At 69.2% G+C, this 23,203-nt stretch carries 24 protein-coding genes; 12 read left to right on the top strand and 12 right to left on the bottom strand.

What is annotated here, in order from left to right; genetic code table 11:
• Positions 1-13 precede the first annotated feature (13 nt).
• From CDO81_RS26260 to CDO81_RS26245, 4 genes are all read right to left on the bottom strand, one after another.
• Positions 14-1,561: a methyl-accepting chemotaxis protein gene (locus CDO81_RS26260; protein ID WP_158218439.1), complete on the bottom strand. Its 1,548-nt coding sequence runs from the start codon at positions 1,559-1,561 to the stop codon at positions 14-16.
• A 208-nt stretch (positions 1,562-1,769) separates the two neighbouring features.
• The gene (locus CDO81_RS26255; protein WP_088486224.1) at positions 1,770-3,050 is read right to left on the bottom strand and encodes a c-type cytochrome; all 1,281 of its coding nucleotides are present in this window, start codon (positions 3,048-3,050) and stop codon (positions 1,770-1,772) included.
• Positions 3,047-3,733 carry a c-type cytochrome gene (locus tag CDO81_RS26250; protein WP_088486223.1) on the bottom strand — a complete coding sequence of 229 codons (687 nt, stop codon included), beginning with the start codon at positions 3,731-3,733 and terminating at the stop codon, positions 3,047-3,049. The genes CDO81_RS26255 and CDO81_RS26250 overlap by 4 nt, the downstream gene beginning before the upstream one ends.
• Entirely contained in the window at positions 3,730-4,410 is a 681-nt protein-coding gene (locus CDO81_RS26245; protein WP_420893078.1) for a YggS family pyridoxal phosphate-dependent enzyme, read from the bottom strand. Before CDO81_RS26245 ends, CDO81_RS26250 begins: the two co-directional genes overlap by 4 nt.
• 26 nt (positions 4,411-4,436) lie before the next feature.
• On the opposite strand from CDO81_RS26245, the gene CDO81_RS26240 reads away from it, so the two are divergent.
• The 3 genes from CDO81_RS26240 to CDO81_RS26230 all read left to right on the top strand — a co-directional run bounded on the left by CDO81_RS26240 (position 4,437) and on the right by CDO81_RS26230 (position 7,755).
• Entirely contained in the window at positions 4,437-5,480 is a 1,044-nt protein-coding gene (locus tag CDO81_RS26240; protein WP_088486221.1) for a type IV pilus twitching motility protein PilT, read from the top strand.
• Between the two features lie 158 nt (positions 5,481-5,638).
• Positions 5,639-6,775, top strand: coding sequence for a PilT/PilU family type 4a pilus ATPase (locus CDO81_RS26235; RefSeq protein ID WP_088486220.1), 1,137 nt, complete (start codon positions 5,639-5,641; stop codon positions 6,773-6,775).
• A gap of 89 nt (positions 6,776-6,864) precedes the next feature.
• Positions 6,865-7,755, top strand: a complete 891-nt coding sequence (locus CDO81_RS26230) for an NAD(P)-dependent oxidoreductase (RefSeq protein WP_088486219.1) — start codon at positions 6,865-6,867, stop codon at positions 7,753-7,755.
• A gap of 126 nt (positions 7,756-7,881) precedes the next feature.
• Here CDO81_RS26230 and CDO81_RS26225 read toward each other — a convergent pair whose 3' ends face one another.
• Genes CDO81_RS26225 through CDO81_RS26215 form a run of 3 tightly spaced genes read right to left on the bottom strand, consistent with a single transcriptional unit; the run spans position 7,882 to position 9,491 of the window.
• The gene (locus CDO81_RS26225; RefSeq protein ID WP_088486218.1) at positions 7,882-8,493 is read right to left on the bottom strand and encodes a BON domain-containing protein; all 612 of its coding nucleotides are present in this window, start codon (positions 8,491-8,493) and stop codon (positions 7,882-7,884) included.
• Between the two features lie 19 nt (positions 8,494-8,512).
• Positions 8,513-9,082 (bottom strand): SIS domain-containing protein, encoded by a 570-nt coding sequence (locus CDO81_RS26220; RefSeq protein ID WP_088486217.1) that lies wholly within the window; start codon positions 9,080-9,082, stop codon positions 8,513-8,515.
• Positions 9,083-9,098: 16 nt separating this feature from the next.
• Complete coding sequence (locus CDO81_RS26215; protein ID WP_241517174.1) at positions 9,099-9,491, bottom strand: YraN family protein; 393 nt, start codon at positions 9,489-9,491, stop codon at positions 9,099-9,101.
• Here CDO81_RS26215 and rsmI point away from each other — a divergent pair.
• Positions 9,484-10,419, top strand: coding sequence for a 16S rRNA (cytidine(1402)-2'-O)-methyltransferase (rsmI, locus tag CDO81_RS26210; protein WP_241517173.1), 936 nt, complete (start codon positions 9,484-9,486; stop codon positions 10,417-10,419). The genes CDO81_RS26215 and rsmI overlap by 8 nt on opposite strands.
• On the opposite strand, the gene CDO81_RS26205 is transcribed toward rsmI, so the two are convergent.
• Both CDO81_RS26205 and CDO81_RS26200 read right to left on the bottom strand, forming a co-directional pair.
• On the bottom strand, positions 10,391-11,572 hold the full coding sequence (locus CDO81_RS26205; RefSeq protein WP_158218438.1) for a PQQ-dependent sugar dehydrogenase: 1,182 nt from the start codon (positions 11,570-11,572) through the stop codon (positions 10,391-10,393). The genes rsmI and CDO81_RS26205 overlap by 29 nt on opposite strands.
• A gap of 126 nt (positions 11,573-11,698) precedes the next feature.
• Positions 11,699-12,049: a hypothetical protein gene (locus tag CDO81_RS26200; RefSeq protein WP_168928278.1), complete on the bottom strand. Its 351-nt coding sequence runs from the start codon at positions 12,047-12,049 to the stop codon at positions 11,699-11,701.
• Positions 12,050-12,184: 135 nt separating this feature from the next.
• On the opposite strand from CDO81_RS26200, the gene tldD reads away from it, so the two are divergent.
• The 6 genes from tldD (at position 12,185) to CDO81_RS26170 (ending at position 17,761) form a co-directional block, all read left to right on the top strand.
• Complete coding sequence (gene tldD / locus CDO81_RS26195) at positions 12,185-13,648, top strand: metalloprotease TldD (protein WP_088486214.1); 1,464 nt, start codon at positions 12,185-12,187, stop codon at positions 13,646-13,648.
• A 135-nt stretch (positions 13,649-13,783) separates the two neighbouring features.
• Positions 13,784-14,092 carry a hypothetical protein gene (locus CDO81_RS26190; RefSeq protein WP_088486213.1) on the top strand — a complete coding sequence of 103 codons (309 nt, stop codon included), beginning with the start codon at positions 13,784-13,786 and terminating at the stop codon, positions 14,090-14,092.
• 186 nt (positions 14,093-14,278) lie between these two features.
• Complete coding sequence (locus CDO81_RS26185; RefSeq protein ID WP_088486212.1) at positions 14,279-15,220, top strand: esterase/lipase family protein; 942 nt, start codon at positions 14,279-14,281, stop codon at positions 15,218-15,220.
• The gene (locus tag CDO81_RS26180; RefSeq protein ID WP_088486211.1) at positions 15,217-16,095 is read left to right on the top strand and encodes a lipase chaperone; all 879 of its coding nucleotides are present in this window, start codon (positions 15,217-15,219) and stop codon (positions 16,093-16,095) included. Before CDO81_RS26185 ends, CDO81_RS26180 begins: the two co-directional genes overlap by 4 nt.
• Positions 16,096-16,311: 216 nt before the next feature.
• The gene (locus CDO81_RS26175; protein ID WP_088486210.1) at positions 16,312-17,436 is read left to right on the top strand and encodes a 3-deoxy-7-phosphoheptulonate synthase; all 1,125 of its coding nucleotides are present in this window, start codon (positions 16,312-16,314) and stop codon (positions 17,434-17,436) included.
• A 13-nt stretch (positions 17,437-17,449) separates the two neighbouring features.
• Complete coding sequence (locus CDO81_RS26170) at positions 17,450-17,761, top strand: hypothetical protein (protein WP_088486209.1); 312 nt, start codon at positions 17,450-17,452, stop codon at positions 17,759-17,761.
• On the opposite strand, the gene CDO81_RS26165 is transcribed toward CDO81_RS26170, so the two are convergent.
• Complete coding sequence (locus CDO81_RS26165) at positions 17,755-18,372, bottom strand: 2OG-Fe(II) oxygenase (protein ID WP_158218437.1); 618 nt, start codon at positions 18,370-18,372, stop codon at positions 17,755-17,757. The genes CDO81_RS26170 and CDO81_RS26165 overlap by 7 nt on opposite strands.
• A 101-nt stretch (positions 18,373-18,473) precedes the next feature.
• On the opposite strand from CDO81_RS26165, the gene htpG reads away from it, so the two are divergent.
• A complete protein-coding gene (gene htpG, locus CDO81_RS26160; RefSeq protein ID WP_088486207.1) occupies positions 18,474-20,354 on the top strand; it encodes a molecular chaperone HtpG in 1,881 nt (626 codons plus the stop codon).
• A gap of 20 nt (positions 20,355-20,374) precedes the next feature.
• On the opposite strand, the gene CDO81_RS26155 is transcribed toward htpG, so the two are convergent.
• Entirely contained in the window at positions 20,375-20,782 is a 408-nt protein-coding gene (locus CDO81_RS26155) for a DUF3224 domain-containing protein (protein WP_088486261.1), read from the bottom strand.
• 295 nt (positions 20,783-21,077) lie between these two features.
• Here CDO81_RS26155 and CDO81_RS26150 point away from each other — a divergent pair, with 295 nt between their 5' ends.
• Positions 21,078-21,686 (top strand): GNAT family N-acetyltransferase, encoded by a 609-nt coding sequence (locus CDO81_RS26150; protein WP_088486206.1) that lies wholly within the window; start codon positions 21,078-21,080, stop codon positions 21,684-21,686.
• A gap of 19 nt (positions 21,687-21,705) precedes the next feature.
• Here the strand turns inward: CDO81_RS26150 and CDO81_RS26145 are convergent, their stop codons facing one another.
• A complete protein-coding gene (locus CDO81_RS26145) occupies positions 21,706-23,199 on the bottom strand; it encodes a M81 family metallopeptidase (RefSeq protein ID WP_241517172.1) in 1,494 nt (497 codons plus the stop codon).
• Positions 23,200-23,203: the final 4 nt, after the last annotated feature.

Raw genomic sequence — 23,203 nt, 5'->3', positions numbered from 1 at the left:
GGGAATAGGAGGCTCAGGCGGCGCGGAAGAATCCGACCGCTTCGATCAGGCGGGTGGAGCTGTCGCGCAGCGCATCGGCCGAGCGGCTGAGTTCGCCGACCAGGCTGGTGTTCTGCTGCGTGGCCTTGTCGAGCTCGTTCATGGCGCCATTGACCACGCCCACGCCTGCGGCCTGCTCCTGCGCCGAGTGCGAGATCTCCTCGATCAGCTGGCCCATGTTGTTGACTTCGTCCACGACGCTGCGGATGGTGACGCCGGCGTTGTTGACCAGCGTGGTGCCGTTCTCGACCTTGACGGTCGATTCCTGGATGAGCACCTTGATCTCCTTGGCGGCACCGGCCGAGCGTTGGGCCAGCGCGCGCACCTCGGCGGCCACCACGGCGAAGCCGCGGCCGTGCTCGCCGGCGCGGGCGGCTTCCACCGCGGCGTTCAGGGCCAGGATGTTGGTCTGGAAGGCGATGCCGTCGATGACGCCGATGATGTCGCCGATCTTCTTGGAGCTGGCGCTGATCTCTTCCATGGTCTCGACGACCTTGGAGACCACGGCGCCGCCGTTGCTGGCCGACTGGCGGGCCGTCACGGCGATGTTGGCCGCGCGGCGGGTCAGGTCGCTGGCGCCCTTGAGCGTCGAGGCGATCTGCTCCACGGAGGCCGCGGTGTTCTGCAGGCTGGCGGCCGAGCGGGTGGTGCGGTCGGCGAGGTTGGCGTTGCTGTCGGCAATCGAGCCGGAGTTCTCGGCCACCTGACTTGCGGCGGTCGACACATCGCGCACCACGCCCGACAGCGCGATCTGCATGTCCTTCATGGCCTGCAGCATCTGGCTCAGTTCATCGCGGCCTTCGACGTGGATGTCCTGCGTCAGGTCGCCGGCGGCGATCGCCTCGGCGGCCGACTGGGCCTTGCGGGCCGGCATGACGATCGAGCGCGAGATCACGATGAAGGCGAAGATGCCCAGCGCGACGGCTGCGGCCATCGCGATCACGGTCAGCATGACCGACGACTTGGCGCGGTCATTGCCGGCGGTGGCCAGGGCCTTGCCGTTGTCGAACTGCATGTCCACCAGCTTCTTCAGCCCTTCCTGCAGCGCGGTCTGCGCGGGGCGCAGGTCGGTGATCAGGCTTTCGCGGGCTTCGTCGGGGCTGCCGTCGGTCTGGATCTTCTGGAACTTCTCGAGTGCGGTCAGGAACTTGGCCTTGCGCTCGCGCACCTCGGACACGGCGGCCTTCTCCTGGTCATCGGCCACGGCGGCTTCCAGGCCCGTCAGCTGCTTTTCGGCTTCTTCGAGCGCGCCGGTGATGGCGGCCTTCTGCTTCTTGATGGCGCCGGCGGTGTCCAGCAGCAGCAGGTCGCGCACGGCGCGCGAAATGATGTTGACCTGGCTCTCCAGAGCGTTCGCGGCCCCGATCTTCACGAGGCTGGAATTGGCCGTGCGGTCCAGATCCGTGGCGAGTTGCCGGGCGTTGGTGACGCCGTACACGCCGATCAGCACCAGCAGCACGAGCAGCAGGCCAAAGCTGACGGCAAGGCGAGGGCCAATGCGCAGTTGGGTCAGGAGGTTCATTCGGTTCAGGTCCTTGTCCGGTGATCTCGGGTATGGGCAGCGCGAAGCCGCCTTTGAATCCAACGGGAATGTATGCCTCGCGGCTATGTTTCTTGCGGCCGTACCCGGCGGCCTGCGCGCAGTGTGTCGCGACCTGTGACGATTTGATTCGGCGCTGCGAGCCCTTGCGTGAAAACGTTCACGTGGCCTTGGCGGCCGGCAGTCGCGTTCAGCGTTGCGTGGCCGCCGCACGCAGCCGCAGAACCTCGACGGCATCGACTTCGCCCGCGTGGTGGCCGAAGGATTCGCGCAGATGGCTGGCGAGTGCGGCAAGGTCTTCCGGCCCGAGCAGGCCGGCAAAAGGCGGCATGCCGTAGGGCCGCGGATGCCCCGGTGTGGCGGGACCGAAGCCGCCACGCTCGATGAGGCGCACCAGGTTGGCGGCGCTGGCCTGCGTCACCAGTCGGCTGCCGGCGAGTGCGGGGTAGGCGATCGCGCCGCTGTCGTCGCGGCGGCCTTCGCCTTGGGCGCCGTGGCATGCCGCGCAATGGTCGCGGTAGAGCGATGCACCACGTTCGCGCCGGCTCGCGTCGGCGCGCACGGGTTTGGCGCGCTCTGCCGCTTGTTGGGGCAGGCTGCGCAGGTAGCGGCTCATGGCGGCCAGGTCGGTGTCGTCGAGTGCCGTGGTGCTACCCAACACCACCTCGGCCATCGGGCCTTGCGCCGTGTGGCCTTCGGCGTGGCCATCGCGCAGCCAGCGCCGAAGCGTCTCGTCGGTCCAGTGCTGCACGCCGGCTTCGAGTGGGTCATGCAGCGACGGCGCCACCCAGCCCAGGCCCGCCAGCAGGCCGCCGCGGAAATCCGCCGGGCCCCGGTCGCCGCCCAGGGCGTCGCGGGCCGCATGGCAGGCGCTGCAGTGGGCCAGGCCCTGGGTCAGGTAGGCGCCGCGGTTCCAGGTGCTGTCCTGCGCCGCATCGGGCCGATACACCCCCGGCCTGAAATTGAGTGCCCGCCAGCCGGCCAGCGCGAGCTGGCTGCCGTAGGGCCAGCGCAGCTCGTGCGCGCGACGCGGCGCGTCCACCGGCGGCTGCGCCTGGAGCCAGGCGTGCAGGGCGTCGGCGTCCTCACGCGTGACCAGGGTCGTGTTGGTGACCGGATGGGCCGGCACCAGCAGTCGCCCGTCGCGGCTGCGCCCGAAGTGCAGGGCGCCCCAGAAGTCATCGGCCGTCCAGCCGGCCAGGCCCGACGCATGCGGCGTCAGGTTGGAGGAGAACACCGTGCCGAAGGGTGTCGGGATCGCGCGGCCACCGGCCAGCAGCTGGCCGCCCCGGGCGGTGTGGCAGCCGGCGCAATTGCCCACGGCCGCCAAGTAGGCGCCGCGCTTCAAGTCGGGCGTCGTGCGGGACGGTGGCGTGTCGTCAGACAGGTGGCGCTGCCAGCTCAGCAAGGCAAAAGCCGCGGCTACCGCGCCCGCGACCAGCAGCGCCAGGCCAACCAGCATGCGCTTCATGGCGCCACGCCTCCGCAGGCGAGCGGCGCGGGCGCCGGCAGGGCCGCCGCGGGGTGCGGGTCCGCAGGCATGGGCCGGCTGGCCAGGAACTGGGTGATGGTGTTGATCTCGGCGTCGGTCAGCAAGCGAGCGATCTGCGCCATGCAGTCGGGCGACTGGGCGCGGCGCTGGCCGCTGCGCCATGCACCCAGCTGGCCGTTGAGGTAGTCCCGCGACAGGCCGAGCAGCCCGGGCACGGCGGGCTGGGTGCCGGTCAGCCGATCGCCGTGGCAGGCCACGCAGGCCGGCAGCTTGCGGGTCGTGTCGCCCTGGCGCACGAGCTGCTCGGCCTGCGCCAGCGCTGCAGCTGGCAGCGTGGCGCGCTGGGGCGGCGGGTAGGGCAGGTCGAGCGCGGCGAAGTGGCCAGCCAGCTCCTTCAGGTAGGCATCGGACAGCGGCGAGATGAGTTCACTCATCAGGCCGTAGTCGCGCCGGCCATCGCGGAAATTGAGCAGCTGGTTGTACAGATAGCCGGCGGGCTTGCCGGCCAGGCGCGGGTAATAGCCATCGGGGGCGGCGCGACCCTGCTTGCCGTGGCAGCCGGTGCAGGCCATCGCGCGCTGGGCGAGGGTGTCGGGCACGGGCTGGGCCGTGGCGCTGCCGAGGGCGAGCGACAGGGCGAGGAGCCGGAGGCGGGCCTTCATGCGCGGGCGCCGAAGATGGCGCTGCCCACCCTCACCATCGTGGAGCCGGCGGCGATGGCGGCTTCCAGGTCGGCGCTCATGCCCAGGGACAGCGTGTCCAGCGGCAGGCCGCTCGCCTGGAGCTGCGCGAACAACGCGCCCATGGCCTGGTGCTGGGCCAGCGCGCCGGGGCCCGGCTCGGGAATGGCCATCAGCCCGCGCAGCCGCAGCCGGGGCAGGGCGGCGACCTGGGCCGCGAGTGCCGGCACCTCGGCCGGCAGCAGGCCGCTCTTGCTGGCCTCGCCGCTGATGTTGATTTGCAAGCAGATGTTCAACGGCGGCAGGTCCGCGGGCCGCTGCTCGGACAGGCGCTGGGCCACCTTGAGGCGGTCCACGGTGTGCACCCAGTCGAACTGCTCGGCCACCGGGCGGGTCTTGTTGCTTTGCAGCGGCCCGATCAGGTGCCACTCGAGCTGGGGGCGCAGATCGATCAGTTCGCCGATCTTGGCCAGGCCTTCCTGCACGTAGTTCTCGCCGAAGGCCCGGGCCCCGGCGGCATGGGCTTCCCGCACCGCCGCGGCGGGGAAGGTCTTGCTGACGGTCAGCAGCTGTACCGCATCGGCGGGACGGCCAGCTGAGACGCATGCCGCAGTGATGCGGTTTTTGGTGGCTTGCAGAGCTTCGTAGATCGCCATAATCAGCCGAGCTCTCTTATACGTACACCATGGACATCACTCAGCTGCTGGCATTCTCGGTCAAGAACAAGGCCTCCGACCTGCACCTCTCGGCCGGGCTGCCGCCGATGATCCGGGTGCACGGCGATGTGCGCCGCATCAATGTCGAGGCCCTGGACCACCGTGCGGTGCACGACATGGTCTACGACATCATGAACGACTCCCAGCGCAAGGTGTACGAGGAGACACTGGAAGTCGACTTCTCCTTCGAGATCCAGGGCCTGGCGCGCTTCCGGGTCAATGCCTTCAACCAGAACCGCGGCGCGGGCGCCGTGTTCCGGACGATTCCGAGCAAGATCCTCAGCCTGGAGCAGCTCAGCGCGCCCAAGGTCTTTGCCGACCTGGCGCTCAAGCCGCGCGGCATGGTGCTGGTGACGGGCCCGACGGGCTCGGGCAAGAGCACGACGCTGGCGGCCATGATCAACCACCTCAACGAGAACGAATACGGCCACATCCTCACCATCGAGGACCCGATCGAATTCGTTCACGAGAGCAAGAAGAGCCTGATCAACCAGCGGGAAGTCGGCCCGCATACCCATTCGTTCAGCAACGCGCTGCGCTCCGCGCTGCGGGAAGACCCGGACGCGGTGCTGGTCGGTGAAATGCGTGACCTGGAAACCATCCGCCTGGCGCTGACCGCCGCCGAGACGGGTCACCTGGTGTTCGGCACGCTGCACACCTCGTCGGCCGCCAAGACGGTGGACCGGATCGTCGACGTGTTCCCCGCGGCCGAAAAGGAAATGGTGCGGGCGATGGTGTCGGAGTCGCTCGTGGCCGTGATTTCGCAGAGCCTGTGCAAGCTCAAGGACGGCAGCGGTCGCGTGGCCGCGCACGAGATCATGCTGGGCACCTCGGCCATCCGCAACCTGATCCGCGAGAACAAGGTGGCGCAGATGTACTCGGCCATCCAGACCGGCAACAGCCAGGGCATGCAGACGCTGGACCAGAACCTCACCGACCTCGTGCGGCGCAACATCATCTCGCCGGCCGAGGCGCGCTCCAAGGCGAAGTTCCCCGAGAACTTCCCCGGCTAGCACGGTGCCCCCGGTCCGGCGCGTACGCCGGACCACCCCCCGTGGGGGTGCAAATCACTGCCGGCCGTGGCCTGCAGCGATTTGCAAGGCGGGCCGGCTTGGGAGCGGCCCGGCGCTCGGCCCGAACAGCCCGCCTGCGGGACGAAAGGATCCAGGGTATGGAAAGAGATCAAGCCTCGAAGTTCATCAACGACCTGCTGCGGCTGATGCTGTCGCGCAAGGGGTCGGACCTGTTCCTGACCGCGGAGTTTCCGCCCGCGATCAAGGTGGACGGCAAGATGACCAAGGTGTCGCCGCAGCCGCTCACCGGCCAGCACACGCTGCAGTTGGCGCGGGCCATCATGAACGACAAGCAGGCCGCGGAGTTCGAGCGCACCAAGGAGTGCAACTTCGCGATCTCGCCGCATGGCATCGGGCGCTTCCGGGTGAATGCCTTCATCCAGCAGGGCCAGGTCGGCATGGTGCTGCGGACCATCCCGTCCACACTGCCCACGATTGCCTCGCTGGACCTGCCGCCGGTGCTGCGCGAGGTGGTGCAGAACAAGCGCGGCCTCGTGATCGTGGTCGGCGCGACCGGCTCGGGCAAGAGCACGTCGCTTGCCGCGATGATCGACGAGCGCAACGAGACGACCTACGGCCACATCGTGACCATCGAGGACCCGATCGAGTTCGTGCACCCGCACAAGAACTGCATCGTCACCCAGCGTGAACTGGGCCTGGACACCGACAGCTGGGAAGCCGCGCTGAAGAACTCCCTGCGCCAGGCGCCCGACGTCATCCTGATGGGCGAACTGCGTGACCGCGAGACCATGGAGCACGCCGTGGCCTTCGCCGAGACCGGCCACCTGTGCATGGCCACGCTGCACGCCAACAGCGCCAACCAGGCGCTGGACCGCATCATCAACTTCTTCCCCGAAGACCGTCGCCAGCAGCTGCTGATGGACCTGTCGCTGAACCTGCGCGCCCTCATCAGCCAGCGCCTGCTGCCACGCCGCGAGGGCAAGGGTCGTGTGGCCGCGGTCGAGATCATGCTGAACACGCCGCTGGTGTCGGACCTGATCTTCAAGGGCGAGATCAGCGAGATCAAGGAGCTGATGAAGCGCTCCCGCGAGCAGGGCATGCAGACCTTCGACCAGGCCCTGTTCGATCTCTACGAGGCCGGCAAGGTGACCTACGAAGACGCACTGCGCAACGCCGACTCCGTGAACGACCTGCGCCTGCAGATCAAGCTCAACAGCGAGCGCGCCCGCAGCGGCGACCTCGCGACGGGCACCGAACACCTTACGATTCTTTGACCACCCCGTACCGGCTGCGCCGTGCCACAGCCGGTTCCGCGGCGGCTGCGGGGCAGCTGGCAACGCGGGCAACCACGACATAGCAGCACATGAGCCATCGCACGTACGAATCCGTTCCGCCTCGCCGCGTCGCCTTCCTGGGCCTGGGCGTCATGGGCCATCCCATGGCCGGGCACCTGGCCCGCGCCGGCCATCAGGTCACCGTCTACAACCGCACCACCGCCAAAGCCGAGGCCTGGGCGAAGGAATACGGCGGCGCCTTCGCGGCTACACCGGCCGAGGCGGTGAAGGGCGCGGACTTCGTGTTCTGCTGCGTGGGCAATGATGACGACCTGCGTTCGGTCGTGCTGGGTGAGCAGGGCGCCTTCGCCGGCATGGCGCGCGGCGCGGTGTTCGTCGATCACACCACGGCCTCTGCGGCGGTGGCCCGTGAGCTGCATGCGGTCGGCGCAGAGCGCGGCATCGCGTTTGTCGATGCGCCCGTCTCGGGCGGGCAAGCCGGTGCCGTCAATGGTGCGCTGACCGTGATGTGCGGCGGCGAGGCTGCGCCGTTTGACGCGATGAAGCCGCTGGCCCTGGCCTTCGCCAAGGCGGTGACGCTGCTGGGTGGGCCCGGCTCGGGTCAGCTGGCCAAGATGGTCAACCAGATCTGCATCGCGGGCGTCGTGCAGGGGCTGTCCGAGGCGGTGCGCTTCGGCCAGAACGCGGGTCTGGACATGCACCAGGTGCTGGACGTCATCGGCAAGGGCGCGGCCCAGAGCTGGCAGATGGACAACCGCGGCAAGACCATGGTCGACGATAAGTTCGACTTCGGCTTCGCGGTCGACTGGATGCGCAAGGACCTCGGCCTCGTGCTGGACGAGGCCCGGCGCAATGGCTCACGCCTGCCGCTGACGGCGCTCGTCGACCAGTTCTATGCCGATGTGCAGGCCTTGGGCGGCAACCGCTGGGACACCTCGTCGCTGATCAAGCGGCTTTGAGTTAGAAACCAGCCGGCCGCCGGGCCGCCCCAAGGCCGGATGGTGCCGATGTGCGAGCGGGCGATCGCCCGCGAGCATCGGCGTCCCCTCGGGGGACCGACCAGACCGCAGGGCTGGGCGAGGGGCTTATTGCTTCTTCGGCGTGATCCGGGCGAGTTCTTCTTCGGAAATGATCTCGAAGGCGCGCACCACCTTCTTCACGCCGCCCACCTGGCGCGCAATGTCGGTCGCGCGGTTGGCTTCGCGCTCGGTCACGCGGCCCATGATGAAGACCTCGCCGCGCTCCACCACCACGTAGAAGGCATTGCTCAGCAGGTCGCGCGCGTCGATCAGCTGGGCCTTGACCTTGCCCTGGATGACCACGTCGTTGGAGCGGCTGCTCAGCGAGCTCAGCATCGTCACGCCAACCTCGTTCATCACGTTGGTGACGTTCTCCACGCCGGCCACCAGGCGCTCGACGGTGGCCTTGTCTTCCTCGTTGCGGGCCTCGCCGGTGATCAGCACGACGCGGTTGTAGCTGTTCACGTTGATGTGCACGCGGTCGCCCAACTGCTCGCGGATGCGGGCGCCGGCCTTGATCTCGATCGTCTCGTCCTCGAGCTGTGTGCCGGAGGTGCGGCGGTCGGTGGCCACGGTCACGCCGCCCACCATGGCGCCGCCGATCAGCAGCGGCGCGCAGCCGGTGGCCAACGTGCTGGCGAGGACGGCCGCGGCCAGGGTCAGGGAGAACTTCTTCATCGTGAGGGTTCCAATCAGGTCATTCGTCGCTGCCGAGCAGCTGGACGTCGACGGCGTCGACAAGGGCGTGCAGCAGCACCCGCTGCGCTTCGATAACGCGCGGCTCGCGGGCGTGGCTGACGCGGATCTGGATGTCGGTGTCCTGCAGCAGGCCGCGCCATTCGTCGGTGCTGCCGCCGGTGAGCGCAATGACACTCATCTCTTGCGAATGCGCCACGGCCAGCGCACCGGACCAGGCATCGCGCTGCTCGCGCAGGGGTTCGATCATGATGAGCACGTCGCCCGGGTGGCCGTGGGCCTGCAGCAGCCGGGCCAGGTCCAGCCCGGCGGCATCGCGCGCCTGCGCGGCCAGGCTCCAGGCAGCCAGGCCCGGGCGCTCCTGCTCGAAGCGGCCGGCCAGGCGGGCGGCCAGGTAGTCGGCTTCCATGCTGGCCAGGCCCTGGCCGGCACACAGGATGCGGTTGCCGCCGGTGATGGCTTCCACCACCATCTGCCCGGCCATGGCCAGGGGGCGGGCCAGTTGCTCAGCCGCCTGGTAGAGCAGGTCGGCGCTTTCGAAGAACTGCTGCTGGATTCGTTGTTCGGTCATGCGGCACGAATCATAGTCAGCTCAGGTCGAAGGCTCCTTGCAGCCAGGTGAGCGCCCCGCCGTCGATGGCCACGACGTCGAAGCGGCAGGGCGGCGGGCTGGCGTGGCGCATCAGGTAATGCTGCGCCGCATACGCGAGGCGCTGCTGCTTGTGAGGTGTCACGCTGGCCGCTGCGCCGCCGTGAGAGCGGTCGGCCCGGGCGCGCACTTCCACGAACACCAGCGTGCCGTCGCGGTCGCGCAGGATCAGGTCGACCTCGCCGGCGCGCCGGCTCGGGCCGGCGGCGACTCGATAATTCCGCTCCAGCAGGCGCAGGCCGGCGCGCTGCAGGTGCGCCAGGGCGGCGTCCTCTGCCGTGTCGCCAAGTGTCTTGGTGTCCGGCCTTGACCGAGAGCCTCCGTTGAACATCGCCATCTCCGACCAATCCCTGCTGCGCCAGGCCGCGGCCGCTGCCGCAGGCGGCCAGCAGTATCCGGCGGCCACGCTGTATCTCGTGGCCACCCCCATCGGCAATCTGGCTGACCTGAGCCTGCGCGCCATCCACTGCCTGGGGCTGGTCGATGCCCTTGCCTGCGAAGACACCCGCCAGGGCGGCGCGCTGCTGCGCCACCTTGGCCTGCACAAACCGCTCTTGGCCCTGCACCAGCACAACGAGCGCGAGGCCAGCGCCGCCGTGCTGGCGCGCCTGGCGGCCGGGGAGCGGGTGGCGTATGCGTCCGATGCCGGCACGCCCGCGATCTCCGACCCCGGCGCGGTGCTGGTGCGCGAAGCCGTGGCCGCGGGCTACCGCGTGCTGCCGCTGCCCGGCCCCAGCAGCGCGGCGGCCGCACTCAGCGTGGCGGGCGATACCCAGGCGCAGGGTTTTGCCTTCGTCGGCTTCCTGCCGACCAAGGCGGGCGAGCGCCGCACGGCGCTGCAGGCGGTGCTGGCGGTGCAAGGGCAGAGCCAGCTGCTGTTCGAGGCGCCGCATCGCATCGTCGAGCTGTTCGGCCTGCTGGCCGAGCTGGCGCCCGAGCGGCGCGTCACCGTCTGCCGTGAGCTGACCAAGCAATTCGAGCAAGTGCACACCGCTGAGGCCGCTGCTCTGCCCGCGTGGCTGGCGGCCGATGCCCAGCGGCAACGCGGCGAGTTTGTGTTGGTGCTGCACGCCCAGGCGCTGCAGGCCACGGCCGAAGACGCCCTGCCGGCCGAGGCGCTGCGGGTGTTGCAGTTGCTGATGGCCGAGCTGCCGCTGAAGCAGGCCGTGGCTCTCGCGGCGCAGATCAGCGGAGCCCCGCGCAACCGGCTTTACGAGGCCGGCCTGGCGATCAAGAACGGTGCCAGCGCCGAAGACTGAGGGCGAGCAGTCCCATGCCGAGCAGCAGCGCCGGGGTGGGTTCGGGGACGGCGGCGGCCAGTTGGTAAACCCAGCCATTGCTGCTGTTGAAGCCCACGGCATACAGAGCGCCGTCTCCGCCCTCGCCGAAGCTGGTCAGCTGAAAGCCGCTGAAGGGGCTGGCCAACGCCGTCGCGGTGCCGCCTTGCAGCGCCCAGATGCGACCGGACACGAAGTCGCCGAACACGTAGCGGCCCTGCAGGCCGGCATCGGCGCCACCGCGATAGACATAGCCACCAATGATGGAGCCGCCCTGGCTGCGGTCGTAGTCGTACACCGGGTTGGTCAGGTTGGGCGGTGTGGGGTCGTTGATGCCCGGTGTGGCGATGCTGCCTTCGCGCACCCGCCATCCGTAGTTGGCGCCGCGCCCCAGGCCCGCAGCGGCCGATGCGAAGTTGACCTCTTCACGTGCACTCTGGCCCACGTCGCCGATCCACAGGTCGCCTGTCAGCCGGTCGAAGCTGTTGCGGTAGGGGTTGCGCAGGCCGTAGGCCCAGATCTCGTCGTTGCCGGGGGCGCCCACAAAGGGGTTGTTGGCCGGCACGGTGTAACCGCCACCCGCCTGCGGCGTGATGCGCAGCAGCTTGCCCAGGTTGCTGGTCAGGTTCTGCGCATTGTTCAGCGGGTCGTTGCCACTGCCCCCGTCGCCCGTGGCGATGTAGAGCTGGCCGGGGTCTGCCGCGCTGAAGCCGATCCAGCCTGCCTTGTGGTTGCTGAAGCCGGGCTGGGGCACGGTGATGATGGTGCGTGCGCTGGCGAGGTCGACCTGGCCGTCCGGCTTGACGGTGTAGCTGGCGACCACCGTGTTGAGCGTGGTCTTGTCGATGTAGTCGACGTAGAAGCGCCGGTTGCTCGCAAAGCCCGGATCGAAGGCCAGGCCAAGCAGCCCGCGCTCGCCGGCCGTGTCGACTTGGCCGGAGAGGTCCAGCCATTGGGTCTTGCTGCCGTTGGCGAGCACCTGGATGCGCCCACCCTTTTCGACGACAAAGAGTCGGGAGTCGCCCGCCGGGGCCGTCAGGAAGACGGGCTGGTTCAAGCCGTCGGCCACCAGGGTGGCGGCGACCGCAGGGCCTGCGGCCACAAGGGCCAGTGCAGCAGCGTAGAAACACTTCATGCGGTGCTCCGGTGGACTCGGATGCACCGCATCGTGGACGCGCCCTTCGGGGGGCGACATCCCTAGCAGGGGCCGGCACGCGCCCGTTTTGTAAGGGCGCGTTTCAGGCGGTCAGCGGCCCGTGCTTCAGCCCGGCGCGCTCGCGCTGCGGGCGTTGTGCTTCTTGCGGTGGATGTCGCGGCTGGCGCCATCCTGCATGGCGGTCAGGCGGCGGCGCTCCTTGGCGGTCACGGTGCCGTCGGACTTGGCCTTGGCCTCGGCCTTGTCGATGTGGGCCTGCTCCTTCTCCAGGCGCTGGGTCTCCTGCGGGGTCAGGCTGCCGCTGGCTGCGCCCTGGGCGATGCGGGCCTGCTGATTGGCCTCGCGCTTGTCGATGCGCGGCGTGTTGGTGCCGGGCGTGGGGGCAGGCGTCTGGGCGAAGGCGCTGGCGCCGGCCAGGGTCAGCAGGGCGATCAGGGTCTTGTGGCTTGTCTTCATGGGGTGCTCCTTGGTGAGTTGGGGTTGCAAGGCCCCTCCACAACGAAGCCCTGGCGGCGGGCGACGACAGGCGGGTGGTAAAGAAGCATGTCCATGTCTTGCAAGGGCTGACAGCCAGCTTCCTAGAATCGGGCCATGATCGCTGTCGAACCCACCCTGGCCCGGTTGGCCACCGCCCGCTCGCAACTGCTGGAGCCCTTCGGCCTGACTGAGGCGTCGCTCTCGCAGGCGCTGCGCGTCATCACCGAGCACCGCGTCGATGATGCCGACCTGTACTTCCAGACCACCCGCGCCGAGGGCTGGAGCCTGGAGGAGGGCATCGTGAAGAGCGGCTCCTTCAGCATCGACCAAGGGGTGGGCGTGCGCGCCGTGGCCGGCGAGAAGACGGCCTTCGCCTACTCTGACGACATCTCCCTGGCGTCGCTGCTGGATGCGGCCCGCACCGTGCGCACCATTGCCGCTGCCGGCCAGAGCCGCCGCGTGAAGGTGCCCGCCCAGGGGCGCGTGGCCGGCAGCCGCGAGCTCTATGGCGTGGCCGACCCGATCGCCAGCCTGGACAGCGCCGCCAAGGTGGCGTTGCTGGAGCGCGCCGAGAAGATGGCCCGCGCCAAGGACCCACGCATCGTGCAAGTGATGGCTGGCCTGGCTGCCGAGCACGAGGTGGTGCTGATTGCCCGCGCCGACGGCACGCTGGCGGCTGACGTTCGGCCGCTGGTGCGCCTGTCTATCACCGTGATCGCCGAGAGCAACGGCCGGCGTGAGATGGGCAACGGCGGCGGCGGCGGCCGCTTCGGCCTGGCCTATTTCACTGACGAGATGATCGCCAGCTACGTCGAGCAGGCCGTGCATGCGGCCCTCACCAACCTGGAGAGCCGCCCTGCGCCTGCCGGCGAGATGACGGTCGTCGTCGGCCCGGGCTGGCCCGGCGTGCTGCTGCACGAGGCGGTGGGCCATGGCCTGGAAGGCGACTTCAACCGCAAGGGGTCCAGCGCCTTCTCCGGCCGTATCGGCCAGCGCGTGGCTGCCAAGGGCGTGACCGTGCTCGACGACGGCACCCTGCCTGACCGCCGCGGCTCCCTCAACGTCGATGACGAGGGTGTGGCCAGCCAGCGCAATGTGCTGATCGAGGACGGCATCCTGAAGGGCTATATCCAGGACGCGATGAACGCCCGCCTGATGAAGGTCGCCCCCACCGGCAACGGCCGCCGCGAGAGCTACGCCCATGTGCCGATGCCGCGCATGACCAACACCTACATGCTCGGCGGCCAGGACGACCCGCAGGAGATCGTGGCCTCCATCAAGAAGGGCCTGTATGCCACCAACTTCGGCGGCGGCCAGGTCGACATCACCAGCGGCAAGTTCGTGTTCTCCGCGAGCGAGGCCTACTGGGTGGAAAACGGCAAGATCCAGTACCCGGTCAAGGGTGCCACCATCATCGGCAACGGCCCGGACGCGCTGACGCGCGTCAGCATGATCGGCAACGACATGGCGCTGGACACCGGCGTGGGCGTCTGCGGCAAGGAAGGCCAGAGCGTGCCCGTGGGCGTGGGCCAGCCGACGCTGCGCATCGATGGGCTGACCGTGGGTGGCACTGCCTGAGCAGGCGAGGCTGAGCGGGCGGGGTTGTCTCCTACGCCCGCATCGGCCGCGGATGACGGCGGGGCGCAGGCTCCATTTCTAGAGTGGGTTTATGGGCTGCGCGACTGGCGTGGCCCGCCCCCGCTGGAGCCTGTCATGCCCTATTTCTCCTTCTTCGCGTCGCGACTCGGCCCGGCCGCGCTGGCGCTTGCAGCGGCGGCCACGGTGCTGCCGGGCTGCCACCGCCCCGAGGCGCCGCCAACCCCCGGCCCTACCGACGTGCCCGAGCCCAAGTTGACGCCGAGCACCGACCTCAAGGGCGCGTCTGACCATCCCGACGCGCCGCCCGCCATCGGCGCCCTGACCGGCGGTGACCAGGCCTCCGGCGGCGCCAAGCCGGGCGCGATCCCGCCAACGGCCGGTGACGGCGTGGCGAGCAGCCCGGCATCCGGCGCATCGCGCTGAAACCGCGTCCTGTCTGTCCCCCGAAAAGGGGTTCGGGCTAACGCCAAGGCGCCGGCGGTGCCGGGCTCTGCACACTCGCGCTCGCTGATCCAGTGCAGTCGGCTGGGCCAGGGGACGTGAACCCCGGTCTTGCAGTGCCACCGCGGTGCGCGTCCTGTTTCCCCACAACATCAACGGAGACAGGCAATGATTTCGTTCCACAACTGGCGCGCGCTGGTGCGCCGCTGCATGGCCGTGCTGGCGCTCGGCTGCGCCAGCCTCGGCGCTTCGGCCGACACCTACACCCAGACCCGCTACCCCATCGTGCTGGTGCACGGCCTGCTGGGCTTCGACGCCCTCGGGCCGGTGCAGTACTTCTACGGCGTGCCGTCCGAGTTGCGCGCGGGCGGCGCGGTGGTCTACACCGCGAGCGTGTCGCAGAGCAACAGCACCGAGGTGCGCGGAGAGCAATTGCTCAAGGAGCTGCAAACGCTCAAGGCTCGCTATGGCCATGCCAAATTCAATCTCGTGGGCCACAGCCACGGCGGCAACACCATCCGCTACGTGGCAGCCGTGGCGCCTGAGCTGGTGGCCAGCGTGACGACCATGGGCACCCCTCACCAGGGCAGCAAGGTGGCCGATGCCGTGGCCAGCATCACCAGCACCACCGGCACGCAAGGGGCGGTGGCGGCCGTGGTCAACGGGCTGTCCAGCGTCATCGCCACGCTGTCGGGCAGCGCCGGCAATCCGCAGAACGCGCTGGCCTCCTTGAAGTCGCTGTCGACCGCGGGTGCGGCGGACTTCAACCGGCGCTTTCCGCAGGGCGCGCCCACGAGCAGTTGCGGCAGTGGCCCGGCGGTGGTGAACGGCGTGCGCTACTACTCGATGGGTGGCACGTCGGTCGCCACCAACCTGCTGGATGTGAGCGACGGCTTCCTGGTGGCCAGCAGCGTGTTCTTTGGCCTTGAGGCGAATGACGGGCTGGTGTCGCGCTGTTCCAACCATTGGGGCCAGGTGCTGCGCGACAACTATGCGTGGAACCACATCGACGAGATCAACCATGTGTTCGGCCTGCGCGGCCTGTTCTCGTCCGATCCGGTGTCGGTCTACCGCGCCCACGCCAATCGGCTCAAGGGCCAGGGGCTGTGAAGCGTGCCGCGGGGCTGGCCGTTGCGGTGGCCACGGCGCTGGGCATCGCCGCTGGCTGCGTGGGCTGGCAGCCCGCGGCGCGGTCGGGTGATGGGGCGGCTGCCGCGCCTGTTGGCCCGGCCATGGCGCCCGCCGCGTCAGGAGCTGACGTCGCTCAAGTCGACCCGACGCCTGCCGCGCGTGGAACGCCAGCGTCGGCGGCGCAGGCGCAGCCCGCGTCCCTGCGCGACACCGAGGCCGATGGCGCTTGGCGGGCCGATGCGCAGGGGCATCTCGTCGTCGACCGGGCGCTGCGGCGGCGCTTCGACTACGCGCTGAGCGCCATCGGCGAATGGTCGGCGGAGATGATCAGCACGCAGTTGCTGGACAGCGCCCGGCGCGAGTTGCCAGCTGGCGCGGCCCTGGAACTGCAGGCGCTGTGGCAGCGCTATGTCGAACTGCAGCGCTATGGCTGGCAGCGCGCGGTGCGACCCGCGGACCCGTCCAGCTGGCGGCCGGCGCTGGAGGAGCGGCAGTCGGTGCGCCGACAGCTGCTGGGCGTGGCGGCGGCCGACGCCTTCTTCGGCGACGAGGAGCAACTGCTGTGGCGGCAGGTGCTGGCGCTGGAGTCGGGCCAGACCGCCCCGCAAGAGGCGGCGCCCGCCGTGCCGGAGCACCCGCAGGCGGTGCAGCGGGTGGCCGAGGTCGAGGCGGCCTGGGCCGACTGGGAACAGCGGCTGGCGGCGGCGCGGCGCGAGCTGCAGCGCCTGCGGGCGGCACCTGAGCTGTCGGGCCCGCAGCGTGACGAGGCCATGTCGCGCTGGTTGGCGGGCCATTTCTCGCCCGGCGAGCAGCGGCGTGCCCAGGCCCTGCTCGGGCTGGCCGGGCAGCCGTGAGCCTGTGGTCGTCAAGCCGCGCTTGCCCCTTGCCGAAAGCTCGGCGCTGCGGGCGTGCTAGATTTCAGGCCATGTCCCGCGCTGTGTACTTTCGCTTTTGGTTCTTTCCCCGCCCCGGCGGTGGAGAGCTCTGAGCGCGCGCGCTGAACACAGAACTCCCCGAAAACCGCCGAGGCCGCCAAGCCCGGCGGTTTTTTCATTTCCAGAGGTGCCCCGATGAATGCCAAAGTCTCCACGGTCGAACCCGAAGCCCAGCGCTGGTACTCGCAGGACGACAAGACCAGCGCGACCGATGACGAGCGCATCCTCGACATCACGCCGCTGCCGCCGCCGGAGCACCTGATCCGCTTCTTCCCCATCCGCAACACGCCGATGGAGCAGCTGATCAGCCAGACGCGCCAGCGCATCCGCCGCATCATGAGCGGCGAGGACGACCGGCTGCTGGTGGTCATCGGCCCCTGCTCCATCCACGACCCGACCGCCGCCATCGAGTACGCCCGCCGCCTGAAGGCCGAGCGCGAGAAGTACGCCGGCACGCTGGAGATCGTCATGCGCGTGTACTTCGAGAAGCCGCGCACCACCGTCGGCTGGAAGGGCCTGATCAACGACCCTTACCTCGACGAGAGCTACCGCATCGACGAAGGCCTGCGCATCGCCCGCCAGTTGCTGCTGGAGATCAACCGCCTGGGCATGCCGGCGGGCAGCGAGTTCCTGGACGTGATCTCGCCGCAGTACATCGGCGACCTGATCGCCTGGGGCGCCATCGGCGCGCGCACGACCGAAAGCCAGGTGCACCGCGAACTGGCCTCGGGCCTGTCCGCCCCCATCGGCTTCAAGAACGGCACCGACGGCAACATCAAGATCGCGACCGACGCCATCCAGGCCGCCGCCCGCGGCCACCACTTCCTGTCGGTGCACAAGAACGGCCAGGTCGCCATCGTCGAGACCCGCGGCAACGCCGACTGCCACGTCATCCTGCGCGGCGGCAAGGCGCCGAACTACGACGCGGCCAGCGTGGCCGAGGCCTGCGCCGACCTCGCCAAGGCCAAGCTGCCGGAGCGCCTGATGGTGGACTGCTCGCATGCCAATAGCAGCAAGCAGCACCAGCGCCAGCTCGACGTGGCACGTGATATCGCAGGCCAGATGCGCGAGGGCTCCAAGCGCATCTTCGGCGTGATGGTGGAGAGCCATCTGAACGACGGCGCCCAGAAGTTCACCCCCGGCAAGGACGACCCGGCGGCGCTGCAATACGGCAAGAGCATCACCGACGCCTGCCTGGGCTGGGACGACTCGCTGGCCGTGCTGGAGGTGCTGAGCGAGGCGGTGAAGGCCCGTCGCTGACACAATCGCAGGCATGCAAGCCCGCGTCACCGTCATCTTCGAGACCGGCGCCCCCATCGAGCTGCAGCTCGATGGCGCCGAAGTGCTGAGCTTCGAAGCCGCCCGCCGCTGGCTGGACGAGCAGTTCGTGCGGCTGGAGTGCGAGCCCCTGCGCGGCAGTGGCAAGGTGCTGCTGGCCGACAAGCTCATCCAGGTGGCCGCCGGCGCCGGGTCTGCCGGTTTTGCGGACGCCGCCTGGGCGCTGGACTACGCCCGTGCCGCTGCAGGCGCGCTGTCCAAGGCCCTCATCAAGATCGACGTGCCGCGTCAGGCCGTGTCTTACTGAGCCTCGGCGCGCAGCGTATCCAGGCTCGGGAAGGTGCTGCTACCGGCGCCGACCAGCGGGAAATACATGACGTCGCTGCGCAGCATGTACTTGGTGCCCGAAGTCACCATCGAGCCACGATGCCGCAGCCGGTGCGGGAAGAACACCACGTCGCCCTGCTGGCCGCGTACGTCGATCAGCTGCCCTTCCACGTCGAAGGTGGTTTCGCCGCCGGTGTAGTCGCCGCCCAGGTAGATCAGCAGCGTGAGCAGGCTGCGCTCGCCGTTGCTGCGTTCGTAGGGGCCGTCCACATGCCAGTCGAACTTCTGCTGCTGGCTGTAGCGGTAGAAGCGAAAGCGCTCGTTCAGCCCCGCCAGGCCACGCGCCATCCAGACCGCTGGCAGTTGGAGCGCCACGCGCCGCCATACGGCCAGCGCCAGTTCGGCGCTGTCGAAGATGACGCGGTCGTTGTTGCGGACCTCGGATGCCAGGCGGACGCCTTTCACCGTGTTGATCGTGGCGGGCTCGAAGCCGAAGCTTTCGGCCTGGCGGATGAAGGCCTCGCAGTCGGCAGCGGAGAAGACCTGCGGCAGGCGATGGATGCCGTGGCCGAAGTTGTTCGGGTTTTCCATGGTTAGGGTGGGGCCGCATGGCCCTTGAAAAAGCACGGGCGGCCCCAAGCTGGCCGCCCGTCGGGCGCTAGCGCCCAAGAGATCACTCATTGTCCATTGCCATGACCAAGCAAACCCACGCCTTCCAGGCCGAAGTCAAGCAGATCCTGCACCTCGTCACCCACAGCCTGTACTCCAACAAGGAGATCTTCCTGCGCGAGCTGGTGTCCAACGCCAGCGACGCCTGCGACAAGCTGCGCTTCGAGGCGCTGGACAACGCGGCCCTGTGGGAAGACGCGCCCAACCTGGAAGTGCGGGTGAGCTTTGACGAAGCCGCCCGCACGCTGACCATCAGCGACAACGGCATCGGCATGAGCGCCGAGGAGGCCGCGGCCCACCTGGGCACCATCGCCAAGAGCGGCACGCGCGAATTCATGGCCAAGCTCGAAGGCGACCAGAAGAAGGACGCCCAGCTCATCGGCCAGTTCGGCGTGGGCTTCTACTCCGGCTTCATCGTGGCCGACAAGATCACCGTCGAGACCCGCCGCGCCGGCCTGGCCGCCGACCAGGGCGTGCGCTGGACCAGCGAAGGCACGGGCGAGTACGAGATCGAGACCATCACCAAGGCCGGCCGCGGCACCGACGTGATCCTGCACCTGCGCGAAGGCGAGGAAGAGTTCCTCAAGACCTGGCGCGTGAAGAGCACCATCAGCAAGTACAGCGACCACATCTCCCTGCCCATCCTGATGAAGAAGGAGACCTGGGACGCCGAGGCCGCCAAGCAGGTGGTGACCGACGAGTGGGAGCCGGTCAACAAGGCCTCGGCGCTGTGGAGCCGCAGCAAGAGCGAGATCACGCAGGAACAGTACGAAGAGTTCTACAAGCAGATCAGCCACGACACCGAGGCGCCGCTGGCCTACACGCACAACCGCGTGGAGGGCCGCAGCGAATACACGCAGCTGCTCTACATCCCCGCCAAGGCGCCCTTCGACCTGTGGAACCGCGACAAGCGCGGCGGCGTGAAGCTCTACGTGAAGCGCGTCTTCATCATGGATGACGCCGAGGCGCTGATGCCCGTGTACCTGCGCTTCGTGAAGGGTGTGATCGACTCGGCCGACCTGCCGCTGAACGTGTCGCGCGAGCTGCTGCAGGAAAGCCGCGACGTGCGCGCCATCCGCGAGGGCTCCACCAAGCGCGTGTTGGGCATGCTGGAGAGCCTGGCCAACAGCGAGGACGAGGCCGAGCGCGCCAAGTACGCGGCCTTCTGGAAGGACTTTGGCCAGGTGCTGAAGGAGGGCATCGGCGAGGACCACGCCAACCAGGAGCGCCTGGCCAAGCTGTTCCGCTTCGCGTCGACCCATGCCGACGAGGGCGTGAGCCTGGCCGACTATGTGAGCCGCATGAAGGAAGGCCAGGAGGCCGTCTACTACATCACCGCGGACTCACTCGCCGCCGCCAAGCACAGCCCGCAGCTCGAGATCTTCCGCAAGAAGGGCATCGAGGTGCTGCTGCTGGTGGACCGCGTGGACGAGTGGATGCTCAGCCACCTCTACGAGTTCGAGGGCAAGCCGCTGCAGTCGGTGGCCAAGGGCGCCATTGACCTGGGCAAGCTGCAGGACGAGGAAGAGAAGAAGAAGGCCGAGGAAGTGGCCGAGAGCCTCAAGCCCCTGCTCGACAAGCTCAAGGAATCGCTGAAGGACCGCGCCAAGGACGTGCGCGTGACGACCCGCCTGGTCGACTCGCCGGCCTGCATCGTGGTGGAAGAGGGCGATGTCTCCGGCCACCTCGCGCGCCTGCTCAAGCAGGCCGGCCAGCAGGCGCCCGAGAGCAAACCCACGCTGGAGATCAACGCCGAACACGCGCTGGTCAAGAAGCTCGACGGCAGCAGCCACTTCGACGACCTGGCGCAGGTGCTGTTCGACCAGGCCGTGCTGGCCGAAGGGGGCCACCTGGAAGACCCGGCGGCCTACGTGAAGCGCGTCAACGCGCTGCTGATCGGCTGAAGGGCGCCGCGCCCTGAGCCTCAGGGTGCGGGCAGCGTGTACTCGAAGCGGTAGCTGTGGGCGCCGCCGGGCGCGATTTCGATGGTCATGCGCCCGGTGAGGCCCGCCAGCGCGCCGGTGCCGGAGTCCGGTACCACGGTGATGGACTGGCTGGGCGCACCGCGCGTGAGGGTGGAGCTGTGCTGCAGCACGAAGCTGCCTGAGCGGCCGTCCAGGCTGCCGACCACGGTTTCCATGGCGACGTACCCGGCTGAGCCGGGCGTGGTGCTACGGAACGCGATCATCTCGCCGCGGCTGGTGGCCTGCAGCGGGCCGTGGAAGGTCTTGTCGAGCGACATGCGGCCGAGGCCGGCCACCTCGGCCGCAGCGCTCGCGGGTTCGGGCGCGAGGCGCACCTCGAAGGCACCGGTGACGGTCTGTGTGGGCATGGCGTTCTCCGAAGGCGTCGCCAGGCAGCTGCTGGCGGCGAGGAAGAGGGCAGCGCTGATGGCGCGCAGGGTGAGACTTGACAGCATGGCGAGTCCCCGTTGAGTGACTGTATTTAAACCCAGTTCTGTGGGCCTGCGCGGCGGGTTTTTGGGGGCAGCGAACAACCGTTCGTCGGCTGCCCTGTCGGACCCCCGTGGTTTTGTGACGGTTTTGAGACAACACCCGTGGCTCCGGGCTTTTCGGGCGGCGAGCGCGCGGCTAATCTCCTAGGGTTTCCACCGAGTTTCGTCGTTCATGGTCCCCATCGAGTTCAGCGAGCCCGTCGCCGCCATGCCGGCCGCCATGGTCACCCGCCGCCTGGTGCTGCGACCCCCGAAGGACAGCGATCTCGACACCCTGGTCAGCCTGCATGCCGACCCGGCCGTCAACCGCTTCTGCGCGGCGGCCACGCCCCACGGCCGCGGCGCCGTTCAAGCGCAGCTTCAAAGCTGGGTCGATCACTGGCAAATCCACGGCTTTGGCCACTGGGCGATTGCCGAGCGCGAGCAGCCCGATCACCTCATCGGTTTCGGCGGCCTGATGCACCGCAGCGTGGCCGGCCACGCAGGCCTGTACCTCTACTACCGCATCACCCCTCAGGCCTGGGGCCGCGGCCTGGCCTGCGAGATGTCGCAGTTCGCGATCAGCGAGGCTTTCGAGAAGCACCACCAGACGGCCGTCGTGGCAGCCGTGCTGCCCAACAACATCCCGACCCGCAAGACGCTCGAAGGCCTGGGACTGCGCCCGAAGGGCACGCTGGCTGATGGTCCCGGCAGCGCCGCGGCGCTGCTCTACGAGCTGAGCGCCGAGCGCTGGGCGGGCTTGCCACGCTGCGAGCCCGAGGCGGTCGCGTTCGCGGCTTGAGCCGGCGCGCCAGCGCGCCTCAATCCAGCGGCCAGACGGGCCGTGGCAGATGCCGGTAGGGCAGGCCACCCAGGTCGGCGGCCAAGCTGCCGGGCGTGTCGGCGTAGATCACGGCTGCGGCCATGGCGTCGAACCCTGAGCGGAAGTGCTGTGTCGACTTGACGACCACGAGGCGCTGCGCCGCCGGGTCGATGCCGAACTCGGTGAAGCACTCCGGCGAGAACACCTGCTGGCGCGTGCTGTTGAGCACCAGGCTGAGGCCTTGGGCCCGCACCGCCACCGCTGCGCCGAGCGGGTCAGTGCCGCCAGGGGTGAGGCTGCGCTGGCGGGCGTCGGTGCGGCAGGCGAGCACCTCCACGTCGAGGTCGACCGGGTCACCGGAGCGCGGCCCCACCTTGCCGCCGATGCGCAAGGGCAGCCGTGCGCCGGGGCCTGCCGCGCTGGCGATGGCCACCGCCTGCGGGTCCCAGAACATGCCCAGGGCCACGTCGCTCCAGCCGCGCGCCAGCAGTTCGCGCAGCACGAAAGTGCTGTCGCCGGCCGCACCGCCGCCGGGGTTGTCGGCCGTGTCGGCCAGCACCACCGGTCGGCCCGTTGCGGTTGACATGGCGGCTTCGGCTTCGTCCAGTGCGGCGGCCAGGGGCAGGCGGCGCGCGCTGGCGGTGTGGCGCAGGTCGTAGAAGCGCTTCGCGAGCTCCGCAGCCAGGCGCTCGGCCGCATCACCCGCGGCCGGTGACGCCTCGGCCAACACCAGCACGGCGGCACGCGTGAAGGGCGTGTCCGACCACGGGAAGCCATGCAGCACCGACACGGAGCGCACACCGGGCACGGCCCGCTCGGCCGTCTGCACCTCGCGCACGAAGTCGCGCATGGGCGGTTGCGTCGTACCGAAGATGCCGAGCAGGGGTACGGGTTGCCAGCGGGTCTGCAGGGCCAGCTCGCCACGCGCCATGGCCCCGAGCAGCGCGTGCAGTTCCTCGCCGCGGGCGGCGTAGTCGATGTGCGGATACTCCTTGCAGGCGATCAGCACCGCGCCGGAGTCGACCATGGCCGGGCTCAGGTTGCAGTGCAGGTCGAGCAAGGCGCCGACCGGCCGTTGCGGGCCGACAAGGGCGCGCACCCGCTGCAGCAGGTCGCCCTCGCAGTCGGGGTAGCCGTCGGCCAGCATCGCGCCGTGCAGCACCAGGGCCACCGCGTCCAGCGGGCCGGCATCGAGGGCAGCCTGGAGGTCGGCCAGGAGCTCGTCACGCAGCAGTTCGTAGTCGGCCCGTGATAGCGGGCCTGAGGGCTGGGCCTCGGCGTAGAGCCCGTGCAGCAGCGTGTCGCCTTGCCGGGCGGCCGCCGCGATCACACCCAACAGATTGGGCTGGGATGCAATCTGTTGCAGCGCGCTGGCATCGCGGCGGCGCACCAGCACCCCCTCGGCAAACGAGGCCACATGCGTGGGCAGCGGCGAGAAACTGCTGGTCTCGTGCACCAGCCCGGCGATGAAGAGGCGCATCGGTCGTGCCATGGTG

It is taken from the genome of Roseateles puraquae, assembly GCF_002205845.1.
Taxonomy (GTDB): Bacteria; Pseudomonadota; Gammaproteobacteria; order Burkholderiales; family Burkholderiaceae_C; genus Pelomonas; species Pelomonas puraquae.
This window is presented reverse-complemented; position numbering and strand designations above follow the sequence as displayed.